Origin of the sequence: Prauserella muralis (assembly GCF_003202285.1) — a bacterium.
GTDB classification, from domain to species: Bacteria; Actinomycetota; Actinomycetes; order Mycobacteriales; family Pseudonocardiaceae; genus Prauserella_B; species Prauserella_B muralis.
The window spans coordinates 635,810-662,225 of the sequence record NZ_MASW01000006.1; the positions used below are offsets into that span (position 1 = coordinate 635,810).

At 68.9% G+C, this 26,416-nt stretch carries 27 protein-coding genes; 11 read left to right on the forward strand and 16 right to left on the reverse strand.

Going from position 1 to position 26,416, the window contains the following annotated elements:
- Positions 1-54 precede the first annotated feature (54 nt).
- The gene (guaB1, locus tag BAY60_RS28535; protein WP_112284441.1) at positions 55-1,494 is read left to right on the forward strand and encodes a GMP reductase; all 1,440 of its coding nucleotides are present in this window, start codon (positions 55-57) and stop codon (positions 1,492-1,494) included.
- A 70-nt stretch (positions 1,495-1,564) separates the two neighbouring features.
- Here the strand turns inward: guaB1 and phoH2 are convergent, their stop codons facing one another.
- Positions 1,565-2,956, reverse strand: a complete 1,392-nt coding sequence (phoH2, locus tag BAY60_RS28540; RefSeq protein ID WP_112284442.1) for an RNA 5'-3' helicase PhoH2 — start codon at positions 2,954-2,956, stop codon at positions 1,565-1,567.
- A gap of 641 nt (positions 2,957-3,597) precedes the next feature.
- Here phoH2 and BAY60_RS28545 point away from each other — a divergent pair.
- Positions 3,598-3,828 carry a hypothetical protein gene (locus BAY60_RS28545; protein ID WP_245992840.1) on the forward strand — a complete coding sequence of 77 codons (231 nt, stop codon included), beginning with the start codon at positions 3,598-3,600 and terminating at the stop codon, positions 3,826-3,828.
- Positions 3,829-3,894: 66 nt separating this feature from the next.
- On the opposite strand, the gene BAY60_RS28550 is transcribed toward BAY60_RS28545, so the two are convergent.
- On the reverse strand, positions 3,895-4,674 hold the full coding sequence (locus tag BAY60_RS28550) for an isoprenyl transferase (RefSeq protein WP_112284444.1): 780 nt from the start codon (positions 4,672-4,674) through the stop codon (positions 3,895-3,897).
- Positions 4,675-4,768: 94 nt separating this feature from the next.
- On the opposite strand from BAY60_RS28550, the gene trhA reads away from it, so the two are divergent.
- Entirely contained in the window at positions 4,769-5,455 is a 687-nt protein-coding gene (gene trhA / locus BAY60_RS28555; protein WP_112284445.1) for a PAQR family membrane homeostasis protein TrhA, read from the forward strand.
- A 4-nt stretch (positions 5,456-5,459) separates the two neighbouring features.
- On the opposite strand, the gene BAY60_RS28560 is transcribed toward trhA, so the two are convergent.
- The gene (locus BAY60_RS28560) at positions 5,460-5,645 is read right to left on the reverse strand and encodes a hypothetical protein (protein ID WP_112284446.1); all 186 of its coding nucleotides are present in this window, start codon (positions 5,643-5,645) and stop codon (positions 5,460-5,462) included.
- Between the two features lie 140 nt (positions 5,646-5,785).
- Positions 5,786-6,034: a hypothetical protein gene (locus BAY60_RS28565; protein WP_112284671.1), complete on the reverse strand. Its 249-nt coding sequence runs from the start codon at positions 6,032-6,034 to the stop codon at positions 5,786-5,788.
- 181 nt (positions 6,035-6,215) lie between these two features.
- On the opposite strand from BAY60_RS28565, the gene BAY60_RS28570 reads away from it, so the two are divergent.
- Positions 6,216-7,397: a helix-turn-helix domain-containing protein gene (locus BAY60_RS28570; RefSeq protein ID WP_112284447.1), complete on the forward strand. Its 1,182-nt coding sequence runs from the start codon at positions 6,216-6,218 to the stop codon at positions 7,395-7,397.
- A 246-nt stretch (positions 7,398-7,643) separates the two neighbouring features.
- Here the strand turns inward: BAY60_RS28570 and BAY60_RS28575 are convergent, their stop codons facing one another.
- The 9 genes from BAY60_RS28575 to BAY60_RS28615 all read right to left on the reverse strand — a co-directional run bounded on the left by BAY60_RS28575 (position 7,644) and on the right by BAY60_RS28615 (position 17,944).
- Positions 7,644-8,570 (reverse strand): Kiwa anti-phage protein KwaB-like domain-containing protein, encoded by a 927-nt coding sequence (locus BAY60_RS28575; RefSeq protein ID WP_112284448.1) that lies wholly within the window; start codon positions 8,568-8,570, stop codon positions 7,644-7,646.
- A 784-nt stretch (positions 8,571-9,354) separates the two neighbouring features.
- Complete coding sequence (locus tag BAY60_RS28580) at positions 9,355-9,594, reverse strand: DUF2188 domain-containing protein (RefSeq protein WP_112284449.1); 240 nt, start codon at positions 9,592-9,594, stop codon at positions 9,355-9,357.
- Between the two features lie 391 nt (positions 9,595-9,985).
- Positions 9,986-11,158, reverse strand: a complete 1,173-nt coding sequence (locus BAY60_RS28585) for an FAD-dependent monooxygenase (RefSeq protein WP_112284450.1) — start codon at positions 11,156-11,158, stop codon at positions 9,986-9,988.
- A gap of 6 nt (positions 11,159-11,164) precedes the next feature.
- Positions 11,165-11,779: a TetR/AcrR family transcriptional regulator gene (locus BAY60_RS28590; protein WP_112284451.1), complete on the reverse strand. Its 615-nt coding sequence runs from the start codon at positions 11,777-11,779 to the stop codon at positions 11,165-11,167.
- A 90-nt stretch (positions 11,780-11,869) separates the two neighbouring features.
- On the reverse strand, positions 11,870-12,433 hold the full coding sequence (locus tag BAY60_RS28595) for a hypothetical protein (protein ID WP_112284452.1): 564 nt from the start codon (positions 12,431-12,433) through the stop codon (positions 11,870-11,872).
- A gap of 107 nt (positions 12,434-12,540) precedes the next feature.
- Positions 12,541-14,430, reverse strand: a complete 1,890-nt coding sequence (locus tag BAY60_RS28600; protein ID WP_112284453.1) for an acyl-CoA dehydrogenase family protein — start codon at positions 14,428-14,430, stop codon at positions 12,541-12,543.
- 43 nt (positions 14,431-14,473) lie between these two features.
- The gene (locus BAY60_RS28605; protein WP_112284672.1) at positions 14,474-15,031 is read right to left on the reverse strand and encodes a hypothetical protein; all 558 of its coding nucleotides are present in this window, start codon (positions 15,029-15,031) and stop codon (positions 14,474-14,476) included.
- Between the two features lie 96 nt (positions 15,032-15,127).
- Positions 15,128-17,140 (reverse strand): thioredoxin domain-containing protein, encoded by a 2,013-nt coding sequence (locus BAY60_RS28610; RefSeq protein WP_112284454.1) that lies wholly within the window; start codon positions 17,138-17,140, stop codon positions 15,128-15,130.
- A gap of 27 nt (positions 17,141-17,167) precedes the next feature.
- Positions 17,168-17,944 (reverse strand): TetR/AcrR family transcriptional regulator C-terminal domain-containing protein, encoded by a 777-nt coding sequence (locus BAY60_RS28615; protein WP_245992841.1) that lies wholly within the window; start codon positions 17,942-17,944, stop codon positions 17,168-17,170.
- 94 nt (positions 17,945-18,038) lie between these two features.
- Here BAY60_RS28615 and BAY60_RS28620 point away from each other — a divergent pair, with 94 nt between their 5' ends.
- Positions 18,039-18,998 carry an ATP-binding cassette domain-containing protein gene (locus BAY60_RS28620; RefSeq protein WP_112284456.1) on the forward strand — a complete coding sequence of 320 codons (960 nt, stop codon included), beginning with the start codon at positions 18,039-18,041 and terminating at the stop codon, positions 18,996-18,998.
- Entirely contained in the window at positions 18,995-19,822 is an 828-nt protein-coding gene (locus BAY60_RS28625) for an ABC transporter permease (RefSeq protein WP_112284457.1), read from the forward strand. The genes BAY60_RS28620 and BAY60_RS28625 overlap by 4 nt, the downstream gene beginning before the upstream one ends.
- Here BAY60_RS28625 and BAY60_RS28630 read toward each other — a convergent pair.
- Together BAY60_RS28630 and mca are read right to left on the reverse strand one after the other, a co-directional pair.
- Positions 19,767-20,123, reverse strand: a complete 357-nt coding sequence (locus BAY60_RS28630; protein ID WP_245992842.1) for a hypothetical protein — start codon at positions 20,121-20,123, stop codon at positions 19,767-19,769. The two genes, BAY60_RS28625 and BAY60_RS28630, sit on opposite strands and share 56 nt — an antisense overlap.
- On the reverse strand, positions 20,120-21,031 hold the full coding sequence (gene mca / locus BAY60_RS28635) for a mycothiol conjugate amidase Mca (protein ID WP_112284458.1): 912 nt from the start codon (positions 21,029-21,031) through the stop codon (positions 20,120-20,122). The genes BAY60_RS28630 and mca overlap by 4 nt, the downstream gene beginning before the upstream one ends.
- A 96-nt stretch (positions 21,032-21,127) precedes the next feature.
- Between mca and BAY60_RS28640 the strand changes: the two genes are divergently transcribed.
- From BAY60_RS28640 to BAY60_RS28655, 4 genes are all read left to right on the forward strand, one after another.
- Positions 21,128-21,646, forward strand: coding sequence for a DUF4307 domain-containing protein (locus BAY60_RS28640; RefSeq protein ID WP_112284459.1), 519 nt, complete (start codon positions 21,128-21,130; stop codon positions 21,644-21,646).
- A gap of 187 nt (positions 21,647-21,833) precedes the next feature.
- Positions 21,834-22,328 (forward strand): transcription elongation factor GreA, encoded by a 495-nt coding sequence (gene greA / locus BAY60_RS28645; RefSeq protein ID WP_112284673.1) that lies wholly within the window; start codon positions 21,834-21,836, stop codon positions 22,326-22,328.
- Between the two features lie 26 nt (positions 22,329-22,354).
- On the forward strand, positions 22,355-23,167 hold the full coding sequence (locus BAY60_RS28650) for an MBL fold metallo-hydrolase (RefSeq protein ID WP_112284460.1): 813 nt from the start codon (positions 22,355-22,357) through the stop codon (positions 23,165-23,167).
- Positions 23,168-23,269: 102 nt separating this feature from the next.
- On the forward strand, positions 23,270-24,514 hold the full coding sequence (locus BAY60_RS28655; RefSeq protein ID WP_112284674.1) for an IS30 family transposase: 1,245 nt from the start codon (positions 23,270-23,272) through the stop codon (positions 24,512-24,514).
- A 74-nt stretch (positions 24,515-24,588) separates the two neighbouring features.
- Here the strand turns inward: BAY60_RS28655 and BAY60_RS28660 are convergent, their stop codons facing one another.
- Positions 24,589-25,068 carry an Lrp/AsnC family transcriptional regulator gene (locus BAY60_RS28660; RefSeq protein ID WP_112284461.1) on the reverse strand — a complete coding sequence of 160 codons (480 nt, stop codon included), beginning with the start codon at positions 25,066-25,068 and terminating at the stop codon, positions 24,589-24,591.
- Between the two features lie 120 nt (positions 25,069-25,188).
- Between BAY60_RS28660 and hppD the strand changes: the two genes are divergently transcribed.
- Positions 25,189-26,373, forward strand: coding sequence for a 4-hydroxyphenylpyruvate dioxygenase (gene hppD / locus BAY60_RS28665; protein ID WP_112284462.1), 1,185 nt, complete (start codon positions 25,189-25,191; stop codon positions 26,371-26,373).
- Positions 26,374-26,416 lie beyond the last annotated feature (43 nt).

Consider the following 26,416-nt stretch of genomic DNA (forward strand, 5'->3'; position numbering starts at 1 on the left):
TCGGCGACAGCCCGGGTCCGCGGTCGCCGCCGTGACCACGTACGCTGGAGTCTCGTGCAGTTTCTGGATGGCCACCGGCCCGCTCACGACCTGACCTACGACGACGTCTTCCTGCTGCCGAACCGCTCGGCCGTGGAGTCCCGCTTCGACGTGGACCTCTCCACCGTGGACGGCACCGGCACCACGATCCCGGTCGTCGTGGCCAACATGACCGCGGTCGCGGGCAGGCGCATGGCCGAGACGGTCGCGCGGCGCGGGGGCCTGGTGGTGCTGCCACAGGACGTGGACCCGGCCGCGGTCGCCGACATCACGACGTGGGTGAAGAGCCGCGACCTGGTGTGGGACACCCCGCTGGTGCTCACCCCCGGCGACGCTGTCGCCGACGCGCTGAACCTGGTGGGCAAGCGTGCGCACGGCGCCGTGGTCGTGGCTGACGAGGGCGGCAGGCCCGTCGGCGTCGTCGACGAGGCGGCGTGCGCGGGCGTCGACCGCTTCGCGCGGCTGGCCGACGTCGCCGACACCGCCGTGCTGACGCTGCCGCTGGCCACCCCGCCGCGGGAGGTGTTCGAGCGGCTGCACGAGCACGGCGGCACGCTGGCACTCGGCGTGGACGGCGACGGGCGGCTCGCCGGGGTGCTGACCCAGGTCGGCGCACTGCGGGCGGGCATCTACCGCCCTGCCGCCGACTCCGAGGGCAGGCTGCGGGTGGGCGCGGCCATCGGCGTCAACGGCGATGTCGCCGCCAAGGCCGAAGCGGTGCTCGGGGCGGGCGTGGACGTGCTGGTGGTGGACACCGCCCACGGGCACCAGGAGAAGATGCTCGCCGCGCTGAAGGCGGTGCGCTCGGTGTCGCCGTCGGTGCCGGTGGTGGCGGGCAACGTCGTGACGGCCCAGGGCACGCGCGACCTCATCGAGGCGGGCGCCGACGTGGTGAAGGTCGGTGTCGGGCCGGGTGCGATGTGCACAACGCGGATGATGACCGGTGTCGGCAGGCCGCAGCTGTCCGCGGTACTGGACTGCGCGGCGGCCGCCCGCGACCTCGGCAAGCACGTCTGGGCCGACGGTGGCGTGCGCCATCCCCGCGACGTCGCACTGGCACTGGCCGCGGGCGCGTCGGCGGTCATGGTCGGCTCGTGGTTCGCCGGAACGCACGAGTCGCCCGGCGACCTGCGCTACGACGAGCACGGCAGGCCCTACAAGGAGTCGTTCGGCATGGCGTCGAAGCGTGCCGTGGGCGCCCGGACGCGCACCGACAACGTCTACGAGCGCTCGCGCAAGGCCCTGTTCGAGGAGGGCATCTCCTCCTCGCGCATGGCGCTGGACCCGGCGCGGCCTGGCGTGGAGGACCTGCTCGACTCGATCACGGCCGGCGTGCGCTCGGCCTGCACCTACGCCGGCGCCGCGACCCTGGAGGAGTTCCACCGGCGCGCCGTGCTGGGCGTGCAGTCGGCCGCGGGTTTCGCCGAGGGTCGTCCCCTGCCCGCGGGCTGGTGACCCGCGGCGGCCGGTGACGGCCCGTCCGCCGTGAACGGGCCGTCACCGCTCTTGCCTACCGGTGCTGTGCCTACCCGTGGTGCTCCAGCATCTCGGTGACGAGTGCCGCGATCGGCGAACGCTCCGAGCGGGTGAGCGTCACGTGTGCGAACAGTGGGTGACCCTTGAGCTTCTCGATCACCGCGGAGACGCCGTCGTGCCTGCCGACCCGCAGGTTGTCCCGCTGGGCGACGTCGTGGGTGAGCACCACCCGCGACGCGGCGCCGAGCCGCGACAGGACGGTGAGCAGCACGTTGCGCTCCAGCGACTGGGCCTCGTCGACGATCACGAACGAGTCGTGCAGTGAGCGGCCCCTGATGTGCGTGAGCGGCAGCACCTCCAGCATGCCGCGGTCGAACACCTCGTCGAGCACCTCCTGGCTGACCAGCGCACCGAGGGTGTCGAAGACGGCCTGCGCCCAGGGCTGCATCTTCTCGCTCTCCGAGCCGGGCAGGTAGCCGAGATCCTGCCCGCCGACCGCGTAGACCGGCCGGAAGACGACGACCTTGCGGTGCATCTGCCGTTCCATGACGGCCTCCAGCCCCGCGCACAGGGCCAGCGCCGACTTGCCGGTGCCCGCGCGGCCGCCGAGCGACACGATGCCGACCTCGGGGTCGAGCAGCAGGTCGAGCGCGACGCGCTGCTCCGCGGAGCGGCCGTGCAGGCCGAACGCCTCGCGGTCGCCGCGGACGAGCCGGACCGTCTTGTCCGGCGTCACCCTGGCCAGCGCGCTGGTGGTGCCTGCGAGCAGGCGGAGCCCGGTGTGGCAGGGCAGTTCGGCCGCCTCGGGCCTGCCGAAATCGGCGAGATCCACCGTGGAGCCGGAGAACAGCGCGTCGATCGCCTCCTGCGGCACGTCGAGGTCGGCCATGCCGGTCCAGCCGGACGGCGTGACCTCCTCGGCCCGGTACTCGTCGGCCGTGAGCCCGACGGCGCCGGCCTTGACCCGGAGCGGGATGTCCTTGGTGACCAATGTCACATTCGACAGCTCCGTGGCCAGGTTGAGCGCGCAGGCCAGGATCCGGTGGTCGTTGGAGTCCGTGCGGAAGCCGGGCGGCAACACCGTGGGATCGGAGTGGTTCAACTCGACGTGCACGGTGCCGCCCTCCTCCCCGATCGGCACGGGGGCGTCGAGGCGGCCGTGCGTGCGGCGCAGGTCGTCGAGCAGGCGGAGGGCCTCCCTGGCGAACCAGCCGAGCTCCGGGTGGTGCCGCTTCGCCTCCAGTTCGCTGATCACGACGAGCGGCAGGACCACCGCGTGCTCGGCGAACCGGGTGATCGCCCAGGGGTCGGAAAGCAGCACCGAGGTGTCGAGCACATAGGTGTACCGCTCGGAAGCTGGTTGACCTGGGGATCCTTCAGTGCCATCGGCACTGGTCGAAGAGCGGCCGGAGGCCTTGCGGGGCAAACGCTGCGCAGTCACGACGGCATCTCCCTCGTGGGCGTTGGCACCAACGCCCGCACTCGCTGGGCCGGGCACTGCCCTGGCTGGTCGCTCTCCCCGACCCGAAGGTCAGGGCGTGCGGCCACGAGGGCCCGGTGCCGGCCCCCTCGTGCGTTTCCTGAACGGCTTCGCCGTTCGCTCCACAGCTGCCACGACCAGGGCCTCCCGCGACGACCCGCATGGGTTCGCGAGCCGTCACCACGGAAGCTACCTGCGTGCGCCGTTTCGTGCAGGCAGCCAGGCAGGTGATTCGCCGTTTCGTCATCTCACGGTTAGTGCGTAGCCACCGAACGCCCCGAGATCATCACGGCCAGTGACTGCGATTCGGCACATCGGCCACCCGTCCGATTCTCGTTCACCAGCCCAGGTCAAGGACCATTCACGGAAAACGAATGTGTGCCCCAATAGCAAACAATGGGGACGCCGCCAAGCCCTCCGCGGTTTCCCGATCCCAACAGGGGAAGCCGGATGTTAAGGATTCACACAATAGGGTAAATGGAGCAACATGATTGGGCCATTTGCCGTAACTTCTCTCTCGGGACACGCCGGGACTCTCGGCGGGTCCCGGATTCGGAAACCGAATGAGGAGTGTGTGCGAAGTGCTCAAGAAGGCTGGTTTCGTGACCGCCGCCACCGCGGCGCTGCTGATGGTCGGCGGCACCGCGTTCGCTGCCCCCGCCGAGACTCCGGCTCCGGTGCCGGACACCGAAGGCATCACGTTCTCCGACGCGTACTACCAGTTCATCGACGGCGGAGCCGCCGCGGGCTACGGTGCGGCCTCCCTGGTCGCGGGTGCCTACACCGGCATCGCCCGCACGCCGGCGCTCATCCTGAGCCCGACCGGCGACTGAGCACGCCACGAGCGGTGTGGGCTGTGGCCCGCGGGTTCGCCCGCGGGCCACAGCCGCGTTCGCCGGTCAGGCGCCGTAGCGGCGGTGGCGCACCGCGTAGTCGCGGATGGCGCGCAGGAAGTCGACCCGCCGGAATGCGGGCCAGTAGGCTTCGGTGAACCAGAATTCCGAATGCGCCGATTGCCACAGCAGAAAACCGGACAATCGTTGCTCTCCGGACGTGCGGATAATCAAATCCGGATCCGGCTGCCCTGATGTGTACAAATGCTCGGAAATGTGATCCACGTCGAGGATCTTCGCGAGCTCATGGATCGTGGTGCCCTCGTCGGCGTGCTGTTTGAGCAGCTTGCGGACGGCGTCCGCGATCTCCTGCCTGCCGCCGTAACCGACGGCGACGTTGACGACCATGCCGTCGCGACCGTCGGTGCGCTGCGCGGCGGCGGTGAGCCGGGCGGCGATCTCGGTGGGCAGCATGTCGAGGGCGCCGACGATCGACAACCGCCACGTGTTGCCCGGCCGGGCCAGTTCGTCCACGACGTCGGGAATGATCTCGAGGAGCGCCGCGACCTCCTCGTTCGAGCGGCTGCGCACGTTGTCGGTCGACAGCAGCCACAGCGTCACCACCTCGACGTCGGCCTCGCGGCACCAGCCGAGGAAGTCGGCGATCTTCTTGGCGCCCATGCGGTGCCCACCGTTGACGTCGGTGAAGCCCGCCTCGCGCGCCCAGCGCCTGTTGCCGTCGAGGATCACCCCGATGTGCCGGGGGTGGCGCCCGCCTGCCTGCTGGATGAGGCGCCAGGCGTACACGCTGTAGACGACGTCCGAGAGGAACGACCGAATGCTCACGTCACGGCAGCGTACGCCTGGCCGGAAAGTGACTTTGCCTGTGCTCCACCACATCTGGATGCACGGAAACCTACGCTTCCGTAACCTGGGGTGTGTGAGCGCAGCGACCGACACCATTCCCACGCCGGACCCCTTGGCCGCAGCGAACCGTCCCCGGCTGAGGGGGCACATCCACTTCTGGAGCTTCTTCGGGGCTGTCGCCGCGGGCGCCACGCTGATCGTGCTGGCGGCCACGACGGTGTCCGGCCTCGCCGCACTCGCCACCTCCGTCTACGGGGCCACCGTGCTCGGCGTGTTCGGCGTCAGCGCCCTCTACCACCGGCGCATCTGGAGCCCGCGCGCCTACGCGTGGATGAAGCGCGCAGACCACTCGATGATCTTTCTGTTCATCGCGGGCACGTACACGCCGTTCACGCTGCTGGCGATGTCGCAGCCGACCGGCTACGTCGTGCTCGGCACCGTCTGGGGCGGTGCCGTCGCCGGCGTCGCGCTGAAGATGCTGTGGCCGCGCGCGCCTCGCTGGCTGGGGGTGCCGATCTACATCGCGCTGGGCTGGGTGGCGATCTTCGTGCTGCCCGAACTGGCGACCAACGGCGGGGTGGCCGCCCTCGTGCTGTTGCTCGTCGGCGGGTTCTTCTACACCCTCGGCTCGGTCTTCTACGCGACCCGCTGGCCGGACTACTGGCCGAGGACCTTCGGCTATCACGAGTTCTTCCACGCCTGCACCGTGCTGGCCGCGATCTCGCACTACATCGCGATCTGGCTGGTCATGTACGCCTAGCGGGTCAATACCTGCGTGGGTACCGGTGGACGTTCAACGCGGCCAGGTCACCCACCACGGCACGGATGTGCGTGGCGTCGGCCTGGGCTGCCTCGAGGTGCTCGGCGACCTGTTCGTATCGGCCGATCAGTCTCGCGACCTCGAAGCGCAACTTGTCGTAGGCAATCGAAAGCTCATGCTGGGTGGGCATCGGTGTCCTCATTGGTGTAGCCGGCGACGGCGTGGATGAGGCCCGGCCGGGTTCCAACGGTGCACCCAGCCGGGCCTCGGACCGGCCCGGCGGCGGAAGGGTGTCGAACTGCGCAGCGCCAGGCCGGTGGTCGAGTGGGATTACGCGATTTCCGTCGCCTCGGCGTCGATGATCACGCGTGTGGGTGGTTCGACAACCCGGCCTGTCAACTCGGCTGCGCGGGCATACAAGGCGGCGGACATGCTGCCCAGCAACTCGGCCAGCACCCGTACACCGTCGGCGGGCAACTCACCGCCGTCCTGGTCCTGCATGAGCCCAACGACGGCCTCGCCAAGGTGAGAGTTGACCTGGCTGAGCCGGGCCAGCAACTCGCGGTCGCGAGCGATCATCGCGGGCCCCGCACTGTTGATCGACCAATCGCCGCCATCCTCATCATCCCCTCGTGCTGCGACCCTGAACATTGCTGTCCGTCACATCCAGACGCTAGGAGCCATCACGAGTCTGGACTCGCACCGGATTCGCACCGATACACTGGCGCTTGGACGCGTCCCCGGGAGCTGGGAGCAGCGCATGGCCACCGAGTCGATCGGACGGCGGGTCGCGGCCGCCCGGAAACTCGCGGGACTTACCCAGCAGCAACTCGCCGACCGCGCGCACATTTCGGCCAGTCTGGTGAGCCAGGTCGAGCGCGGTACCAAGCCCGCGTCACCGTCGTTCGTCGCATCCATTGCCAGGGCTCTCCAGGTCGCCCCCGCGTACCTGTACGACAGCCGCCCGGACGAGGTTGTCGAGCAGCCCAGCGCCGAGTCCGCCGTGGTCGCCGAATTGCGCGCGGCGCTCGACGCCTACGACGACCCCCGCCCCGAGGGTGGCCCGCTGACTCTCGCCGTGATCGTTGACCGGCTCAACGGCGTCGCGCGGGCGTTGCACGCCGACCGCTACCTGGAGACAGCGGCGTCGCTGCCGCCGCTACTGCATCACCTGTTCCCGCTCACCGAACAGGCCGGACACGACGGCGAACAGGCCCGCGCCGTGCTGCACGACGCCTATCGCATGGCCGCCAGCATCGCCGGGCAACTCCGGCAAGCCGACCTCGCGGCAATCGCCTCCGAACGGCACATCCGGCTGGCGCCCACGACAGGCGACCCGCTACGGATTGCACTGAGCGCCTATCACCGCTCCACGACACATCTCAAGCACGCCGACTACCGGGCCGGTCTGCGCATGCTCGACCGCGCCCGCGAACACCTCGATGACAGCCCCGCAGGGCGGGCCATGGCCGTGCAACTCGACCTCCGCTCCGCCATGCTCGCCGCCCGCGCGGGAGACATGGGCGAAGGTGATGAATGGATCGGCGAGGCGCGCGCGATCGTTGACGAGTTCGCGCCGCCGGAGCGTCCCTACTTCAACGTCGACGCGAGCAAACTGAACGCGGTGGTGCACTGGTGCGCCCTGCCGGTCGAGACCTACAACGGCAGCGAATCCGTCCGCCGCGCGAGCACGGTGACCGTGGCCGATCGGACACGCCCCGAGCGGGTCGCGCACCACCACATCGACCTGGCACGGGCATGGATGCTGCACGGCGACCGTGAGCAGGCGCTCGTCAACCTCAACGAAGCACGCCGGGTGTCGCCGAGACGTACCCGGCAGCACCCGCAGGTCGGTGAGACCGTCGTGACCCTCGCCGCCCAACAACGTCGCCGGAGCGACACTCTGGCCGGGTTCGCCCGCTGGGCCGGTATCCAGCTGTAGTTGCTTCCACGGCGCGGGTGAGGTAGCCCCGGATGAAGGACCTGAGTGAACTGCTTGCGGCGCGGCCGATATCGACGCGAGGCGCAGCGGGCCGTCCTGGTCACAGAATCGGGCCCACGCTGGTCGATGCAACCGAAGCCGAACATTAAGATAAGACCGCACGAAAGGGTTGCCGCCAATTCCCGCGTCACACGAAGGGCCCTAACGATCGGCAACCCGCGCAGCACATGACGTGTGACGGCGGTACTATCGCTTCGTCTTTCGAGTCGCGGAGTACTGCTCACCCGAAAAGTCACCCGTCCACAAATCTTCATTCAGAAGCAAGAGGATATCTCTTTCAGTCGACTTACTAAAAAGTAGTCGACCATCTTTGATCAACTCTTTCGAATTGAGACCCCTGTCGCGCATCTTCCGCTCAAGAAGGTCCGGCGTCAACATGTCGAGGTACCCACTCTTTAGAATGCTCTGCACACGACGTCTGACGACCGAGCTTTCACGGAGCCTCTGCGCTAGAAAATCGACACCGTCGAGCTCGATCGGAAGTTCCTCGTCAATGTCTTCAGCCCATTGCTGCGTACTAGCAAGAACGGCCTCGCTCTCCTTGAATAGTAGCTCAAAATTCTTCTGATGAAGTACAGTGACCCCGTCTGGTTTGATAATAACGTCGAAGCTTGAATCAAATGCAAGGATAGGTTTTTCCATTTTCGTCAGAGTCTGATCGAATACTGTGACAAGCCCTTTCTTTGCTAGCTGAATTGGGTTCTTTTTACGAATATAGATTGTAAGCTTTTCGGGATCCGCCCCAAGTACCAACGCATAGAGCGTTAGCGAACGACCGCGCAAATCTTCCGGCGATATAACAGGCAACGAGGGGCCACGCTGAACCTGCTCCAGTAGCGCAGCATCAAGCAGCTCCTCTCGATCAGCCGTTAAAAAGGGCGTCTCTTCGTCTTGTTCATCGTTCGGGTCGTACGCACGACCCTCTCCTTCCTCCACCCGAAGAAGCGCATTGCTTGCATACTTTCGCAAGGCAGCGATTACCTCGCCGCCGGCCTTAACAACACGCCCGTGCGCGTTTTTGCCAGTACGCCACGCCACGATCAGAGTTGCAGGCACTTCAGGAAATTCAGGCATTCCTTTCCCTTCATACAGACGCCGACCGCGGAACTTCATACCATCACGTCGACAGTGACCTATTCATCAAGACGTCATTTCCGAATCGTGTCGCTAAAATGTCATCGCCTGCCGAAATTCTCGTACGGGTAATCACATAGCCACGCAAGCCGCCACTATCAATTATCGACTGAACCTTATAGCCGAGAACATAAAGAAGTGGATTTATCTGCACCACGGATGAACGGAGGTAGATGGACGCCACGACAGCCAGAAATCCAATATACGCTACAGAATCCCGCAATGAAGGGTTTGAGACTGTCACGAAGGGCAAGAGGTATGTACCGAGGTATGCGCCAGCCTCCGCGCCAGCATCGCGAGCCTCCACTACCCTATGGACTCCTACGGAAGCGCGACGGTCTAAACGGAACAGCAAAGCGAGCGAAATCACGCCTAAGAGGGCAAGTGCGGCACAAGCGATCACCAATGGCCAACGTTCGAACCGGATCGCCAAGAGTGTGAACAGCGGCGCGAAGGAAGACAGAAAGAGTAACGGCTTAGCGAGCACCTTGGATCCCCTCGTCGTGAGCTGGAACCTCAGTGACATCCTCCCAAGGAGGTACGACAGTCGCCTTCGAGAACAGCGGGGCTTGCATCCCAACCTTGCTGCCGAATTTGACTCTATCGGATCAAGGCACGCGGTCGCGCGCTGGTCGCGTCCGTGCCCTTCCGGACCTGCGGCCGCACCATCCCAGCACGACGGGCTCCCGCTTCCCTTCGCCCGCCGGCTGGCCGGTGCGGCCGCCGTCGCAGCCGTCACGTTGCGCCGCAACTCGCGACGCGTCTAACGCCGATCCTTTGGCGGGTTGGGGTCGTTCCCCTTGCGCGAAGTGTCCTTGTCTCGAATCCGACCATCACGGCCGTGGATCACCGTCTCACCACCAGTGTGAGAGGTGATCTCGCGTGCCCTCGCGATGGCCTCACGCTGAGTGTCAAAGCTGCCGCTAGCGCGCTTTGCGTCAGGCTTCTTCACGTCCCAGCCACCGTCCCCATCGGGCACCACGTGACGATCCTGATCAGCCATGCTTTTCACCCTCCGAAAGGTCACGATCTTTGCCTAGAAGTCGCTCGCTGTGCACGTGCTGTTACCGAACCTCTTCACCCGACGCCCGATCGTGACAACGGCCGGTGGCACCGCATCAAGGGCGCTTCGCGATCTGCGGCTCTTGACACGGCACCACCAACGCGTTCTGGGCTGTGTGTCGAAAGGAAGAGCGAGGTCCGGGCAAGGTCCCGCCAGGCCGCCTCCATGCCATGTGAGGCCGGGTACGACCGAGAACCCGTCAGAAACTATGGCAGACATCCTCGCAGGTCAACGGCCTGATCAGGCCCAGGCAAGCAGGTCAAGAGACCCTTTGATCAGTTCATCGCGATCTGGCTGGTGATGTACGCCTAGCTGGTCACCCGCGCCCCCGTCAGGCTTTGATTTGCAGCCTGCGCTGCAGGAACCTGGACACCGGACGGTAGGACGCGAACCGCAGCGGGAGGTCGCGCAGCCACAGCCGGAATACGTCCGACGGCGCGTACAGCCCCTTGACCCGGCGGCCGAGCTTCTGCTTCTTCTCCGCCTCCGGGCGCAGCTCCTCCTCCCAGGACCGCAGCGCCGCGAGCACGTCGCCGGGGTGCCGTTGCAGCGCATCCCCGAGCCGGTCGGCGCCCGCGACCGCGAGCGAGGAGCCGAAGCCCGCGAACAGCGTGACGCACCAGGCAGCATCGCCGAGCAGGACGACCCGGCCGCGGCTCCACCGGTCGACGACCATCTGGCTGATGGTGTCGAAGTACACCGACTCCGCCGCAGGCAACTGCGCCAGCACGTCGGGCGCGGCCCAGCCCATGTCCGCGTACACGCGGGGCAGCACGGTCTGCGGGCCTTCGGCCAGCTCCGCCATCGGCCGGTCGGTGCGGTAACCGAAGAACGCCGCCGACCGCCCCTCGCCGAGGCTGATGATCGCCAGAGTGCGGCCGGTGTCGGTGAGCGTCGAGGTCGTGCCCTCCTCCACAGAGGACGGTAGCCGGTCGAGCATGAAGACCCCGGTCATGTGATCGAGGTCGAGCCGGAACTTCTCCTCCGGCCCGAACACGAGTCGCCGGGTCGCCGAGTGCAGCCCGTCCGCGCCGACCAGCAGGGCCGCCCGCTCGACCGTGCCGTCGCTCAACGTCACGTCCACGCCGTCGTCGTCCTGCGCCACCGCCTCGATCGTGGTGCCGAAGCGGATCTCGACGTCCTCTCGGATGGCCTCGTACAGCACGTCCTCGATGTCGCCGCGCAGGATGTTCAGGGCCCGCTCGCCGAGCATCGCGCGCACGGTCGGCCCCGGCACCGCGAACCGGGGCCGGCCGTCGGGCTTGACGTAGACCATCTTGTCCGGGGTGATGTGCCGCTCGGCCAGCGCCGGGAGGACACCCATCCGCTCCGCCGCGTCGTAACCGATACCGGAGAACGTCACCGCGTAGCCGCCCGCGCGCCGCCGCGGTGCGCGTTCGACGACCAGCGGCTGCCAGCCGATCTGGCGCAACCGCAGCGCGGTGGCCAGCCCGGCGATGCCCGCGCCCACGATGATGGCCCTGTTGCCCGTTGCCGTGCTCATGTCAGGTCAGCCCTTCTGCCGGGTGAGACCCGCTGTGACGATGTCGATCAGCAGGTCGATGATCTGGGGATAGCGGGCCGGGTCGCCGAGTCGCTCGGCGTGCAGCGGCACGAGCAACACCGTCTGGAGCACGCCCACCACCACGGCGGGGTCGGCGCCGACGAGCTCGCCGTCGCGTTGCCCGTCCTCGATGTAGGCGGCAAGCGCGGTGGCCGGGTTGTCCGCCATCGCGGCGACTCGATCCGCGTCGAGCTTGCGCGCGACCGCCTGCATCTCGTCCGGATGCGTGGTCAGCCGTCGCCAGAGCGGATTCGTGTCCAGCTCGTCGAGAGTGGCGCGCAGGAACCGGCGTAGCGCTTCCCGGGTGTCGGGCGTGCTGTGCAGCGCCTCATCGATCACCCGCTGCTTCACGGAACCGGCCTCCTGGAGCATCAGCTCCAGGTACAGGGCCTCCTTCGAGTCGAAGAACTGATAGAAGCTGCTCTTCGCCATCCCCGCCGGGGCGACCAGCTCGTCCAGCGAGGTCTTCCGCAGCCCCTGCTCCGTGAACAGCCGGTAGCCCGTCTCCAGCAGGAGATCGGTGATCCTGGCCCGCTCCTGCGCCGAGAACGCCGGTGGCATGTCAGCACCTCCCTTCACCAGTACGACTATGAAACCAGATTGTATTTTTGTTTTCAAGACCCGGCTCCGTCGAAACGGAGCCTGCGCCGGTCAGGCGCGGACCAGGCGCTGCCGGGCCTGCTCGTCCTGAGCCCGCTTGGCACCGCGCCGGATGCGGCCCCAGGGCTTGAACACCGACAGCAGGTAGGCGGTCAGCAGCAGTGTCGGCGCCACGATCACCGGGCCCAGCAGGTCGGTGGGCACGTCCGCCGTCAGGTCGCCTGCCAGCAGGCGCTCGCCGATGCTCGCCGCCTCGCCGACACCCGGCCGCAGCAACAACACGATCAGCAACGACATCACGATGTTGATCACCAGCTTCACCGCGACCCACCAGTAACGCACGAGCCCGTACTTGCTGCCGAGGCCGAGCACGACGCCCGTGGCCAGGCAGAGCAGGCTCGCGGTGAACATCGGCCAGATGGCGAACATCTCCACGCTCTGCAGCGCCATGCCCGCCGTCTGCGGGTTGTCGGTCACCAGCGCGGTCACCGCCAGGATGCCCAGTGCCAGGTCGATGCCGAACCAGGCGGCGGCCGAGAGGATGTGCGTCACGAGGAACGCCTTGCGGGTGCGTCCGCTGAGGCGGAAGCCGCCCCTCGCCGTTGTCGTCGTCATGTCCGGGTCCCCTCGCCTCGGTGTGCTTGGTGGACCCAGCATCGGCGAACCGGCCGTGTCTCCTCGTCCGCTCAGGAGCGCGACTTCGCGGTACGTCCGTTGACGTATCAGTCCTCGGCGAGGATGGGCGCCGCGAGGAACTGCTCCGGGATCGCGAACGCGTCGACCAGGGTGCGCGCGTGTGGACGCAACTCCCGGCACAGGTCGTTCACCGCGGCCGTCACGGCCTTCGCCCTGGAACTGGTCAGCCTGCCGTGTTCCAGGAACCAGGCCCGGTCCGCCTCGACGTTCGCGAGCACGTACAGGTCGCACACCCTGCTCAGCAGGTCCTTCGCCTCGCCGTCCTCGCAGCGGTCGATGGCCGCCACGAACGCCTCCAGCACCAGCCGGTCGACGTGCACGCGGCCCGCCCGCAGCACGTGGTCCTGCGCGTCGTTGAAGACCTCGAACGCGTTGGCCGCCGTGGCCTGCCGCAGGCGGCGCGCGACGCCGTCCAGCACGTGTGCCTCGCGGTCCTCGAAGAGCTTGCACTGCCACGCCCGGTCGAACAGCGCGTCGTCGTCATCGCGGCCGGGGCTTGCGTCCACGATCCGCTCGACCACCTGCCGGGCCGCCGTGCGCTCGATGACGGCGCCCACGAACTGCTCGGCGACGAACCGCGCGGTGGCCAGCGGGCTGAGGTCCTCGAAGTGGTCCTTGTAGCTGGTCAGCAGGCCCTTGGCCACCAGTTGCAGCAGGACCGTGTTGTCGCCCTCGAACGTGGTGAAGACGTCGGTGTCCGCCTTCAGCGACGGCAGGATGTTCTCCGAGAGGTACCCGGCCCCGCCGCAGGCCTCCCGCGCCGTCTGGATCGCGTTGGTCGCGTGCCACGTCGCGACGGCCTTGAGCCCGGCGGCCCTGCTCTCCAGCTCCCGCTGCCGCTGCTCGTCGACCTCATCGGCGCTCTGCAGCTCGTGCAGCGAGGTCACCAGCTCCTCCTGCGCGAAGTGCAGCGCGTACGTGGTGGCCAGCGCGGGCAGCAGCTTGCGCTGGTGCGCCAGGTAGTCGAGGACGACGACCTCCTCGCCGTCGCCGGGGCGGAAGAACTGCCGCCGCCGCTCGGCGTAGCGGATGGCGATCGTCAGGGCGCGCTTCGTGGCGCTGCCCGCACTGCCTGCCACGCTGACCCTGCCCCGCACCAGGGTGCCCAGCATCGTGAAGAACCGGCGGCTGTCGCTGTCGATCGGGCTGGTGTAGGTGCCGTCCTCCGCCACGTCGCCGTACCGGTTGAGCAGCGCGTCCCTCGGCACGCGCACCTGCTCGAAGGTGAGCCTGCCGTTGTCCACGCCGTTAAGCCCTGCTTTCGGGCCACAGTCCTCGATCCGCACGCCGGGCAGGGCGTTGCCGTCCTCGTCGCGGCTCGGCACCACGAACGCGTGCACGCCCCGCCGTTCGCTGCCGGTGACGAGTTGCGCGAACACCACCGCCATGCGCCCGTCACGCGCGGCGTTGCCGATGTAGTCCTTGCGCGCCTGCACGTCCGGCGTGTCGATGACGAACTCGCGGGCAGCCGGGTCGTAGGTCGCGGTGGTGCGCAGATGCTGGACGTCGGAGCCGTGCCCGGTCTCGGTCATCGCGAAACAGCCGGGCAGCTGCAGGTCCATGATGTTGCGCAGGTACCGCTCGTGGTGGGGGCGCGTACCGAGCAACTGCACGGCGCCACCGAACAGGCCCCACTGCACCCCGGCCTTGACCATCAGCGACAGGTCGCCGAAACCGAGCATCTCGAACGACACGATCGAGCCGCCGATGTCACCGCCACCGCCGTACTCGACCGGAAAGCCGAGCCGGTTCCTGCCCGTGCCCGCCAGCTCGTGCAGCTGCTCCAGCACCTGCGCGCGGTGCTCCTCGACGCCGAGCCCGTACGGGTCGCGGAACTTGGTGTCGGCCACCTGCGCGCGGATGTCCCTGCGAACGGCGCCCCAGCGCCCGTCGAGCAGATCGGTCAGCGAAGTCATGGATCCCAGCCTGCCGGACCAGGGTCCGTTTCGCAGGCCGACGTCACCCCAGGTCGGGACCCTTCGCGCGCAGGTCATCCACTGTGGACATCGCCTCGCGCAGCTCGGCGAGCCACGTCTCGGCGTGCTGCCCCACCAGTTTCACCGCCCACGCGAGCGCCTCCGACCTCGACCGGGCGACACCGGCGTCGACCAGCGTGTCGAGCACCCTGCGCTCGGGCTGCCGCAGGCGGGTCATCACCGGCGCCGAGTGGGTCGTGAACAGCTGCGTGGTGCCGCCGACACGCGCGCCCCACGCCACCTTGCGGCGGTACCGCTGCTCGGCCTGCCGCGCGATCTCGATGCGCCGGTCCCTGGTCTCCTCGCGAAACCGGCTGATCCGGCCGGACTCCGCCGCCGACTTGGCGGCGTCGTCGGAGAACGTGGCGCCCAGCGGCGGCAGCTCGCCGACGATCACGATCTCCTCGCGGTCCACCGTCACCTCCGGCTCACCGGTGAACCAGTCGTCCGGCAGCCGTCCGCTCAGCCACGCCGCCGCGTCACCCGCGTCCGGTACGTCGGCCTGCTGCCAGCCGCCGCGTCCTCGCCATCCCTGCCCCATCGTCATCGCCTCCGTCGCGATTACATGATTACATCGCTACTGAAGCTACGCCGATTCGCGGGCAAGGTCAGCAATGTTCACCAGGGGCGGACGGCGTTACGCGCCCACGAGCACCCTGGCCAGATCGTCGGGGGTGGTCACCGGCCGTTCGCACACGTAGCCGCGGCACACGTACGCGGCGGGGCCACCGTCGACGAGCGGCCGGTCGGCCAGCAGCGGCACCCCGTCCGCCTCCGGTGGCCCGGCGAGCACCACTCCGCCGCCGTGCACGCCACGGGCGGCCTCCACCAGCAGGCCGGACCGCTCGGCCGCGTCCTGGCCGACCACCGCCACCTGGACGGGACCGGCCAGCAGCGCCTCGGCCACGGTCAGCCAGTTGCCCGCGAAGCGCGGCACCTGTGCGACCAGCGCCCCGGCCCGGCGCACCGCCTGCTCACACGCGGAGCGGTACCGGCTCGCCTGGTCCGGTCCCACCAGTGCGGACGCGGTGAGCAGCGCGCTGGCCAGTGCCGAGGCACCGGCGGGAGTGGCGTTGTCCGTGGGATCGGACGGCCGGTGCACCAGCGTCTCCGCGTCGTCGGCCGTGTCGTGGTAGGCGCCTGGCGTGTCCGCGACCGCGAACCGGTCGAGCGCCACGTCCAGCAGCATCGTCGCCTCCACCAGCCACAGCGACTCGCCCGTCGCCTGATGCAGCGCGAGCAGGGCCTCGGCGAGGCAGGCGTAGTCCTCCAGCACCCCGGCCGCGTCGCCCACCGTGCCGTCGCGCGAACTGCGGCGCAGCCGTCCGTCCACGAGATGCAGGTCCAGCAGCAGCCGCGCCGCGTCCACCGCGGCCTCGACCCAGTCCGGCCGCTCGAACGCCACGCCCGCCTCGGCCAGGGCGGTGATGGCGAGCCCGTTCCACGCCGCCACCACCTTGTCGTCCCGGCCCGGCTGCGGCCTGCGCGCCCGCGCCTCCAGCAGCGCCTCACGTACCCGCACCCAGCGCGCCGGGTCGGCGGGGTCCTGCGGCAACTGCAGGGTCGACGCGCCCCGTTCGAACGTGCCGTCGTCGGTGACCCGGAAGAGTTCGGCGGCCCACAGGCCGTCCTCCCGTCCGAGCACCTCGGTCAGCTGGGCGGGCGTCCAGACGTAGGTGAGGCCCTCGACGCCGTCGGTGTCGGCGTCGAGGGAAGCGGCGAACCCGCCCTGCGGCGTGCGCAGTTCCCGCAGCAGGAAGTCCGCTGTCTCGGCGGCGACCCTGCGCGCGAGCGCCGAGTCGGTGCGCCGCGCCAGATGCGCGTAACAGCGCAGCAGCAACGCGTTGTCGTACAACATCTTCTCGAAGTGCGGCACCACCCATGCGGCGTCCACGGAGTACCGCGCGAAGCCGCCTGCCAGCTGGTCGTAGATGCCGCCGCGCGCCATGCCCTCGGCAGCGAGTTCCACAATGGACAACGCCTCCGGGGCGCCGGTGCGCTCGTAGTGGCGGAGCAGGAACTCCAGGACCATCGACGGCGGAAACTTCGGCGCGCCACCGAACCCGCCGTTGCCGGGATCGGTCTCCTGGCGCAGCTTGGCCACCGCGGAGCGGACCGTCTGCTCGTCCACCGGGTGCTCCGAAAGGGGACCGGTCTGCTCGGCGAGGTGGCTGACGATCTTGCCCGCACCGTCCTTGAGCTCCGCGCGGCGATCCCGCCACGCCTCGGCGACGGCGGAGAGCAACTGCTTGAACGACGGCATCCCGTGCGCGGGCACCGGCGGGTAGTAGGTGCCGCAGTGGAACGGCTCGCCGTCGGGCGTCAGGAAGCACGTCATGGGCCAGCCGCCCTGCCCGGTCATCGCCTGCGTCGCCGTCATGTAGACGGCGTCGATGTCCGGCCGCTCCTCCCTGTCGACCTTGATGTTGACGAAGTGCTCGTTCATCATCGCGGCCGTCTCGGCGTCCTCGAAGGACTCGTGGGCCATGACGTGGCACCAGTGGCAGGCCGCGTAACCGACCGAGAGCAGGATGGGGACGTCGCGGCGCTTCGCCTCGGCGAGCGCCTCGGCGCTCCACGGCCACCAGTCGACCGGATTCTCGGCGTGCTGGAGCAGGTACGGCGAGGTGGCGCTGGCTAGGCGATTCACAGGCCCAGCGTCTCACACGGTGCCGCGTTACGCCGTCTCCCCGCGGGCCGCCCGCTCGACGAGAACCGCGACGCCGTCGAGCAGCCGGGCGAGGCCGAACTCGAAGGAGCGGGCAGGGTCGACGGCCGCCTGGTACTCCTCTCCCGCGGCGGCGCCCACCTCGGCGGCCACCGGGTAACGCTCGGCGTCGAACACCTTCGCCAGCAGCGGCGCGCGCTCCTCCCACCAGGCGATGTCGGTCTTGCCGGTCTGCTGCTCGGCCTGGGCCAGCTCCACGGCCGTGCGCACCGCGCCGTGCACGTAGTCGGCGATCATGCTCACCACCAGGTCCATCTCGATGTTGCTCAGCCCGATGCCGGCGACCGCCCGCAGCTCGTAGTCGTACCGCGCGATGATGTTCGGCCCGAGCACCGGGCGGCTGGTGGCGACCTGCAGCAGCCACGGATGCCGCAGGTAGCGGTCCCACGCCTGCCTGGCCACGCGTTCCAGCCGGGACCGCCAGCCGCCGGGCTCGTGGTCGGGCACGCCGTTCTCCCCGACCACGCGGTCGACCATGACGTCGATCAGCTCCGCCTTGCCGGGCACATAGCTGTAGAGCGACATGGCGGTGACGCCGAGCTCGGCCGCGACCCGGCGCATCGACAGCGCGGCGAGCCCCTCGGCGTCCGCGATGCCGATGGCCGCCGCGGCGATGCCGTCCACGGTCAGCTTCGGCTTCGGTCCCCGCCGGGGTGGCTCCCGCAGCCCCCACAGCAGCTCGATGCTCCGCGCGGGATCGCCACTGCCGCCATACACGCTGGTCACAGGCTTCTTCTCCTTTGTCGCTTTGAACTTCTTACAGCGTAGGCTATTATTCGCCAGCGCTACTCTATACAGCGTAGAAAGTTTGAGGTGGACGATGAGCTCCCCAGAACCCGCCATCGAGGCGAACGGGCTGCGCAAGCGCTACGGCGACACCGCGGCGCTGGACGGGTTCGACCTGGTCGTGCCTGCCGGTACCGTGCACGGCCTGCTCGGTCCCAACGGTGCGGGCAAGACCACCGCGGTGCGCATCCTCAGCACGTTGCTGCGCCCGGACTCCGGCACGGCACGGGTCGCCGGCTTCGACGTGGTGCGCGCGCACCAGCACGTGCGGTACCGGATCGGGCTCGTCGGCCAGCACGCCGCCGTGGACGAGGTGCTCAGCGGAAGGCAGAACCTGGTGATGTTCGGCAGGCTCTACCACCTGGGCACCAGGGCGGCAGAGCGGAAGGCCGACGAGCTGCTGAACCGCTTCCGGCTCACCGACGCCGGGAACAAGCCGGTGAAGCAGTACTCGGGTGGCATGCGCAGACGGCTCGACCTGGCCGTGAGCCTGGTGCTGGCGCCGTCGGTGCTGTTCCTGGACGAGCCGACCACCGGACTCGACCCCCGGGCCCGCAACGAGGTGTGGGACGAGGTGCGCGGGCTGGCCGCGACCGGCACGACCGTGCTGCTCACCACCCAGTACCTCGAAGAGGCCGACCAGCTGGCGGACGCCATCTCGGTGATCGACGAAGGACGGGTGATCGCCGAGGGCACACCGGACGAGCTGAAGCGGCGCATCGGGGCCGACCGCATCGACGTGGTGGTGCACGACTCCGTCGACCTGGGCCGCGCCGCCGACCTGCTGGCGAAGGTGGCCGGTGCGGAGACCACCACCGATGTGGACCGGCGCCAGGTCAGCGCGCCCGTGCACGACCGCATGGCCGCACTCACCGAGCTCGTCCGCGCCTTCACCGACGAGGGGCTGGCCGCCGAGGACGTGGCCTTGCGCAGGCCGACTCTCGACGAGGTCTTCCTGCGCCTGACCAACCACGAAAAAGAGAGGGCCGCATGACCACCACGACCCTGCCCCAGCCGCCCGGCACCCTCGGCGAGCGCCTGCGCTGGGCACTCGCCGACGGCTGGACCGTCACCCGCCGCGACCTCGCCCACCGGGCGCGCCAGCCGGGCATGACCGTCACGGACCTGCTCTTCCCCGTGATGATCATGCTGATGTTCGGGTTCCTCTTCGGTGGCGCGATGGCGGTGCCCGGCGGCGACTACACCGAGTTCCTCGTCCCCGGGGTGCTCGCGCTGACCATGGTGTTCGGCGTCGAGGCGACGTTCACGGCCATCAGCACGGACGCGGCCAGGGGCATCACCGACCGGTTCCGGTCGCTGCCGATGGCGCCGTCGGCGGTGGTCGTCGGCCGCTGCGGGGCCGACATGCTGGGTGCGGTGGTCACCCTCACCGCGATGGTCGTCGCGGGGCTGGCCATCGGCTGGCGCTGGCACGGCAGCCTCGCGGCGGCGCTGGCCGCGTTCGGGCTGCTCCTGCTGCTGAGACTGGCGATGCTGTGGCTGGGCATCTACCTCGGGCTCGTGATGCGCAGCCCGGAGGCGGTGATGGCGCTGCAGATCCTCGTGTGGCCGATCGGGTTCCTGTCCAACGCCTTCGTGGCGCCGGGCACGATGCCGGGCTGGCTCGGCACGGTGACCGAATGGAACCCGCTGTCGGCCACGGCGGGCGCCATCAGGGAGCTGTTCGGCAACCCCGCGTGGGCGGCCGACTCGTGGCTGAGTCAGTACGCGGTGCTCGCCGCGGTCGCCTGGCCCGCCGTGCTCATCGCGGTGTTCTGCCCGCTGTCGATTCGTCGCTACCGGAGGCTGAGCTACTGACGTCGCCCGCGTCGCGCTCCGGCCGCGACGCGTCCGCCTCGGCGGCCGACCGCTCGTCGTCCGCCGGGGCGGCCTGCTCACCGGGATCGTCGAAGCTCTCCGGGAGCCGCTTCAGGTGCTTGGTCATCGAGCGCACCAGGAACACCACGGCGATCAGGAACAGCAGCAGCAACAGCAGGCCCACCGGCGAGGACTTGCCGAAGTCCTCGCCCTGGCCGCCGTTGTCGCCATTGCCGGGCTGCTGCGCCAGCACCACGGCACCCGTCAGCACCGGCGCGGCCGCGAAGGCCGGAAGAGTCATGCCCCCATCTTCTCACGCACCCCCGCGAAGAGGTCGTCCTCGGGCAGCGTGCTGGCGACGAGCGACTGCACCAGCTCGTACTCCTCGGTGGGCCACACCTCCCGCTGCAGGTGCAGCGGCATGGCGAACCACCGGCTGTTCGGGTCGATCTGGGTGGCGTGCGCCTTGAGCGCCTCGTCGCGGACCTCGAAGTAGTCGGCGCAGTGCACACGGGTGGTGACCCGCTCCATGACGTCGGCCTTGTCCGGGTCCCACCGGCCCAGCCACTCCTCGTACGGCGAGTCGAGCCCGTGCGCCACCAGCGTCTCGTGGAACGCGGTGATCTTGGCGCGGGAGAACCCGTGCGAGTAGTACAGCTTGAGCGGCTGCCACGGCTCGCCCGCATCCGGGAACCGGCCGGGGTCGGGGGCGGCGTCGTAGGCGGCGATGGAGATCTCGTGGGTCCGGATGTGGTCGGGGTGCGGGTAGCCGCCGTTCTCGTCGTAGGTGACGATGACGTGCGGGCGGAACTCGCGGATCACCTGCACCAGCGCCTCGGTGGGTTCCTCGAGCGGGACCGTCGCGAAGGAGCCCTCGGGCAGCGGCGGCAGCGGCTCGCCCTCGGGCAGGCCCGAGTCGACGAAGCCGAGCCAGCGGTGCTGCACACCGAGGATCTTCGCGGCCCGCGCCATCTCCTCGCGGCGCAGTTCGGTCATGTTGGCGTGCACCTCGGGACGGTCCATGGCCGGGTTCAGCACGCTGCCCGCCTCACCGCCGGTGCACGTGACGACCATGACGTCGTGCCCCTCGGCGACGTAGCGCGCCATCGTGGCCGCGCCCTTGCTCGACTCGTCGTCCGGGTGGGCGTGCACCGCCATCAACCGGAGCCCCGTACCGTCCCCGGTCGCCGTCCGTCCGTCAGATCCCATGACCGACTCGGCCCCTCTCGTCACCGTCGCTGCCTGCACTCGCGGCCCCCCTGGTCCGCGCCCGTCAGTCCCCCACGGATACTCGTAACGCGGGGTATGACGTCCATCTTCCCCAATGACCACGACAAGACTGTGCGGGAGGCCGGTTTGGGCAGCGGCAGCGCCGCGCCGGACACCTCGTCCGGCGACGCCGCCCGGCGCGCGGCACTCGCGGACCGCTACGGCTCGGCCCGGCCCGGCCCCCGGGCACCGCGGCGCGGCTGGCGCGTGTGGTTGTTCGTGGTGCTGGCACTCGCGGCCAGCGGCACGGCCGCCTACGTCGCGTACACCAATCTGGGGGATGCGCCCATCGAGGCGCAGCGCGTCGGGTTCACGGAGCGCCCGGGTAACGCCATGGAGATCACGATCGACATCATCCGTGAGGACCCCCGGCGACCGGGGGTGTGCATTGTACGGGTGCGCGACATTTCCGGCGCCGAGAGCGGCCGGAAAGAGATTTACGTCGCACCCGGCGTGGAGCGGATGTCGACGGTGGTCCGCAGCATCGGTCGTCCGGTGACGGCGGACGTTTTCGGCTGCTCGTACAATGTTCCGAGGTACTTGTCAAGGACGTAGCGGCCAACGGGGTGAATAGCGCGCCGAATGTCCGCTAAGCGTAGAACTGAGCGGCATTCGGGGGGTCGATCGTGCTATGCTGATCTACCGGCACGGCCCAGACGGGCCGTGTTTTTCCTTTATCTCAGCCACGCCAGCGTGGCGGCCGGCTTGTATACCCAAGCTCGGCAGGCCCTAGGAGGAGATGGTGACCGTGAGCGACAGCAAGGTGACCTGGCTGACCCAGGATGCCTACGACAGGCTCAAGCACGAGCTCGACGAACTGATCGAGAATCGTCCGGTCATCGCTGCGAAGATCAATGACAGCCGGGAAGAGGGCGACCTCAAGGAGAACGGTGGCTACCACGCCGCCCGCGAGGAGCAGGGCCAGCAGGAAGCCCGCATCCGGCACCTGCAGGAGTTGCTTCGCACCGCGAAGGTCGGCGAGGCTCCCACGAAGTCCGGTGTCGCCGAGCCGGGCATGGTGCTGACCGTCCGGTACGAGGGTGACGACGACGAGGAGGAGTTCCTGCTCGCCACCCGTGAGGAGGGCGGCAGCGGCCCCATGGAGGTCTACTCCCCCGACTCCCCGCTCGGCAAGGCCCTGCTGGGCGCCAAGGAAGGCGAGTCCTGCGAGTACCTGCTGCCCAACGGCAAGACGCAGAAGGTCACGCTCGTCAAGGCGGTCCCCTACAGCGGCTGACGGCGCCGAGATCCCGAGGTGACGCGATGAGTGCCGAGCTGCCCATCTGCGCCACCTGCGCCATGCAGTACGCGGCGCCCCGTCCCGACTGCCCCGTCTGCGAGGACGAGCGACAGTACGTTCCCTCGTCCGGCCAGCGCTGGACCTCGCTCACGGAACTCCGAGGCGGTGCCTACCGCGCCCGGATCGACGAGGAGGCGCCCGGTGTCCTGGGCATCGGCAGCGAACCCTCGTTCGGCATCGGGCAACGTGCGCTGCTCGTGCCCTCGTCGTCCGGCGCGATCCTGTGGGACTGCATCGCCTACCTCGACGACGACCTCGTGCGCAGGGTGACGGACCTGGGTGGGCTGAGCGCCATCGCGATCAGCCACCCGCACTACTACACGACGATGGTGGAGTGGGCGGAGGTGTTCGACGTCCCGATCTACCTGCACGAGAAGGACCGCGAGTGGATCGGAAGGCCCGATCCCCGCATCGAGCTGTGGAGCGGGCGCACCCATTCGCTCGCCGACGACGTCACGCTCGTCAACCTCGGCGTGCACTTCGCCGGCGGCACCGTCCTGCACTGGCAGGGCGGTGCCGACGGCGAGGGCGCGCTCTTCAGCGGCGACATCGTCCAGGTGGTACCCAACCGGTCACTCGTGGCGTTCATGTACAGCTACCCCAACTACATTCCCGAGCGGCCGGAGGTCGTCCGCGAGGCGGGCGACCTGCTGGAGCAGTTCCGGTTCGCCCACATCTACGGCGCGTGGTGGAACGCCGTGATCCTCGGCGGCGGCAACGACGTCGTCCGCCGTTCCGTCCGCCGCTATCTCACCCAGGTCACCCCCACCGCCTGAGCCCCAAGCTCCCCAATGCGGCATTGGTAGCGCTGAGCGCTACCAATGCCGGGTGGGTTCTATTGGTGGTAGCAACGCCCTGATTGATGTGGGGTGTTGTGGATGGCTCGGCGGGTGATTCCGGTGGAGGTGCGGGAGAGGTTTTTCGTTTTGGTGTGTGCGGGCTGGTCGTTGGGGGCTGCTGCTCGGGCTGTGGGCGTGGCGTCGTCCACGGCGGGGCGGTGGTGGCGAAGCTCGGGACTTGTGGAGACAGTGATGGAGGTTGGTCGGCGGGGTGGGTTGGCGGGGTCGCCGCCGCCGGTGGTGTCGGGTGGGGCTGATGCGGGTGGTGGTCGGCGGCGGCGGTTGTTGACCGGTGAGGATCGGTGTCAGATCGCGGTGGGGTTGCGGTGTGGGCTTTCGTATGCCGAGATCGGTGCGATGCTGGGGCGGGACCGGTCGGTGGTCTGGCGGGAGGTGCAGCGTAACCGGGGCCGGGATGGCTCGTATGTGGCTCCGGTGGCGCATCGGGCCGCGTTCGAGCGGCGGCGCCGCCCGAAGCGGTTCAAGCTGCAGGACAATCCGGGTCTGTGCCGGCAGATCGAGGAGTGGATGGATCAGGGCTGGTCGCCGAGGTTGATCGCGATGGTGCTGGCTGAGGATCATCCGGTGGGGAGTAGGGACCGCGTGTGTCACGAGACGATCTACCAGGCGTTGTACGTGCAGGCCCGGGGGCGTCTGCGGGCTGACCTGCACACCCAGTTGAGCCTCAAACGCCGCCGCCGTAAGCCCCGCACCACCCCGCGAGCGGGGTCGGCGCGGTTGTATGCCGAGGCGTTCACGATCAGCCAGCGACCGGCCGAGGTCGCCGACCGGGCGGTGCCCGGACACTGGGAGGGCGATCTGATCCTCGGCGCCGGGAACCGCTCGGCGATCGGCACCCTCATCGAGCGCACGACCCGGTTCACGCTGCTCCTGCACCTGCCCCAGCGGCACGACGCGGCCACCGTCGCCGCCGCGATGATCCGCGAGATGCAGCACCTGCCCGAGCACCTCCGCCGCTCCCTGACCTGGGACCGCGGCCGGGAACTCGCCTGCTACAGCGACATCCAGCTCGCCCTGAACATGCCGGTCTACTTCTGCGACCCACACAGCCCCTGGCAACGCGGCAGCAACGAAAACACCAACCGGCTCCTGCGGTTCTGGTTCCACCGAGGAACCAACCTGGCCACCCACACCCGCAACGACCTCCACCGCATCGCCGCCACCCTCAACAACCGGCCACGCCCTACCCTGAACCTACAAACCCCAGCCCAAGCGCTGGACCGGCTGCTCGCCAACCCGGCAGCAGCACCACCGCGTTGCTAACACCGATAGACCACGCCCCGCATTCGTGGCGTTCAACGCTACAAATGTGGCATTGGGGAGCTTTCGGCTCCGGGTCAGGTGGGTGACTCTCCTGTGGCAATGCGTTCCAGCAGTGGGCGGACGCGCTGCGGTACCGGGGTGGACAGGGCGATCGAGGTCGACGTCCTCCGCACACCCGGCACCCCCACCACCTCGTCGATCACCCGCTGGAGGTCGTCGTTGGAACGGGCCACCATCCGCACGAACAGGTCACCCTGGCCCGTGGTCGCGTGCACCTCGCACACCTCGTCGATCGCGGCCAGCGCCGCCGAGACCTCCGCACGCCTGCCCTGGGCGATCTCCAGCACAGCGAAGGCCGTCAGACCGTAGCCCATCGCGGCCAGATCGAGCTCGGGAGGAAAGCCGCCGAGCACACCGTTGGCCGTGAGGCGGTCGAGCCGCGCCTGCACCGTTCCCCGCGCCACGCCGAGCCGCCGCGCGCACTCCAGCACACCGAGCCGCGGCACGTCGGTGAGCAGCAACAGCAGCCGCGCGTCGAGCTCGTCGAGCACCATCGCTGCCTCCTGCACAGATTGTTCGGTCTGATCACCGGCAGGCCAAGTCTACTGAGCAATTTGACCATCAGGTCGGGCAGCTGTTGCTCAGGCTGCTTGGTGGTGCTCATTCTGACGGGTATGACGAACCCAGCTCTCGACGATGTCAGCTACGACCAGCTCCGTCAGCTCGTGGGCCTGGTGGACCACGACGCCTCCGCCGACCCGTTCCCGGTCAGGGCGATGGACGCGGTGGTGTTCATCGCGGGCAACGCCACCCAGACGGCGTGGTTCTACCAGGTCGCCTTCGGCATGCAGCTCGTCGCCTACGCGGGCCCCGAGACCGGCCAGCCCGGCTTCAAGTCGTTCGTGCTCAAGTCCGGCTCCGCGCGGTTCGTGATCAACGGCGGCGTGCGCCCCGACTCGCCGCTGCTCGACCACCACCGCAGGCACGGCGACGGCGTCATCGACCTCGCTCTCGAGGTGTCCGATGTGGACAAGTGCGTGCGGCACGCGCGCGAGCAGGGCGCGACGATCCTCGAGGAGCCGCACGACGTCGGCGACGAGCACGGCACCGTGCGCAGGGCGGCCATCGCCACCTACGGCGAGACCCGCCACTCGCTCGTCGACCGCTCGCGCTACTCGGGCCCGTACCTGCCCGGCTACCAGGCCCGCACCAGCACGATCACCCGGCCCGACGGCGCCCCGAAGCGGCTGTTCCAGGCCATCGACCACTGCGTGGGCAACGTCGAGCTCGGCAAGATGGACTACTGGGTGGACTTCTACCACCGCGTGATGGGCTTCGTGAACATGGCCGAGTTCGTGGGCGACGACATCGCCACGGAGTACTCGGCACTGATGAGCAAGGTGGTGTCCAACGGCAACCACCGCGTCAAGTTCCCGCTCAACGAGCCCGCCGTCGCGAAGAAGAAGTCCCAGATCGACGAGTACCTGGAGTTCTACGGCGGCGCGGGCTGCCAGCACATCGCACTGGCGACGAACGACATCATCGCCACGGTGCGGGCCATGCGCGCGGCGGGCGTGGAGTTCCTCGACACGCCCGACTCCTACTACGACGACCCCGAGCTGCGCGCCCGCATCGGCGAGGTTCGGGTACCGATCGAGACGCTGAAGGAGCACCGGATCCTCGTCGACCGCGACGAGGACGGCTACCTGCTGCAGATCTTCACCAAGCCGGTCGGCGACCGGCCGACCGTGTTCTACGAGCTCATCGAGCGCCACGGCTCGCTCGGCTTCGGCAAGGGCAACTTCAAGGCGCTGTTCGAGGCCATCGAGCGCGAGCAGGAGCGCCGCGGCAACCTCTGACCGCGGCAACTCCGCCGCGCGGGTTCCCCGGCGGCCGCCCGGC

What these genes read in the sequence shown, in the direction of transcription:
- BAY60_RS28570 (WP_112284447.1), top strand. Translation starts at nt 6,216, where the DNA reads ATGGCCACCGAGTCGATCGGACGGCGGGTCGCGGCCGCCCGGAAACTC.
- BAY60_RS28585 (WP_112284450.1), bottom strand. Translation starts at nt 11,158, where the DNA reads ATGAGCACGGCAACGGGCAACAGGGCCATCATCGTGGGCGCGGGCATC.
- BAY60_RS28590 (WP_112284451.1), bottom strand. Translation starts at nt 11,779, where the DNA reads ATGCCACCGGCGTTCTCGGCGCAGGAGCGGGCCAGGATCACCGATCTC.
- BAY60_RS28650 (WP_112284460.1), top strand. Translation starts at nt 22,355, where the DNA reads ATGAGTGCCGAGCTGCCCATCTGCGCCACCTGCGCCATGCAGTACGCG.
- BAY60_RS28625 (WP_112284457.1), top strand. Translation starts at nt 18,995, where the DNA reads ATGACCACCACGACCCTGCCCCAGCCGCCCGGCACCCTCGGCGAGCGC.
- BAY60_RS28560 (WP_112284446.1), bottom strand. Translation starts at nt 5,645, where the DNA reads ATGCCCACCCAGCATGAGCTTTCGATTGCCTACGACAAGTTGCGCTTC.
- BAY60_RS28580 (WP_112284449.1), bottom strand. Translation starts at nt 9,594, where the DNA reads ATGGCTGATCAGGATCGTCACGTGGTGCCCGATGGGGACGGTGGCTGG.
- BAY60_RS28595 (WP_112284452.1), bottom strand. Translation starts at nt 12,433, where the DNA reads ATGACGACGACAACGGCGAGGGGCGGCTTCCGCCTCAGCGGACGCACC.
- BAY60_RS28630 (WP_245992842.1), bottom strand. Translation starts at nt 20,123, where the DNA reads ATGACTCTTCCGGCCTTCGCGGCCGCGCCGGTGCTGACGGGTGCCGTG.
- BAY60_RS28565 (WP_112284671.1), bottom strand. Translation starts at nt 6,034, where the DNA reads ATGATCGCTCGCGACCGCGAGTTGCTGGCCCGGCTCAGCCAGGTCAAC.
- mca (WP_112284458.1), bottom strand. Translation starts at nt 21,031, where the DNA reads ATGGGATCTGACGGACGGACGGCGACCGGGGACGGTACGGGGCTCCGG.
- BAY60_RS28600 (WP_112284453.1), bottom strand. Translation starts at nt 14,430, where the DNA reads ATGACTTCGCTGACCGATCTGCTCGACGGGCGCTGGGGCGCCGTTCGC.
- BAY60_RS28575 (WP_112284448.1), bottom strand. Translation starts at nt 8,570, where the DNA reads ATGAAGTTCCGCGGTCGGCGTCTGTATGAAGGGAAAGGAATGCCTGAA.
- BAY60_RS28655 (WP_112284674.1), top strand. Translation starts at nt 23,270, where the DNA reads ATGGCTCGGCGGGTGATTCCGGTGGAGGTGCGGGAGAGGTTTTTCGTT.
- hppD (WP_112284462.1), top strand. Translation starts at nt 25,189, where the DNA reads ATGACGAACCCAGCTCTCGACGATGTCAGCTACGACCAGCTCCGTCAG.
- BAY60_RS28640 (WP_112284459.1), top strand. Translation starts at nt 21,128, where the DNA reads ATGACGTCCATCTTCCCCAATGACCACGACAAGACTGTGCGGGAGGCC.
- BAY60_RS28605 (WP_112284672.1), bottom strand. Translation starts at nt 15,031, where the DNA reads ATGGGGCAGGGATGGCGAGGACGCGGCGGCTGGCAGCAGGCCGACGTA.
- BAY60_RS28620 (WP_112284456.1), top strand. Translation starts at nt 18,039, where the DNA reads ATGAGCTCCCCAGAACCCGCCATCGAGGCGAACGGGCTGCGCAAGCGC.
- BAY60_RS28660 (WP_112284461.1), bottom strand. Translation starts at nt 25,068, where the DNA reads ATGGTGCTCGACGAGCTCGACGCGCGGCTGCTGTTGCTGCTCACCGAC.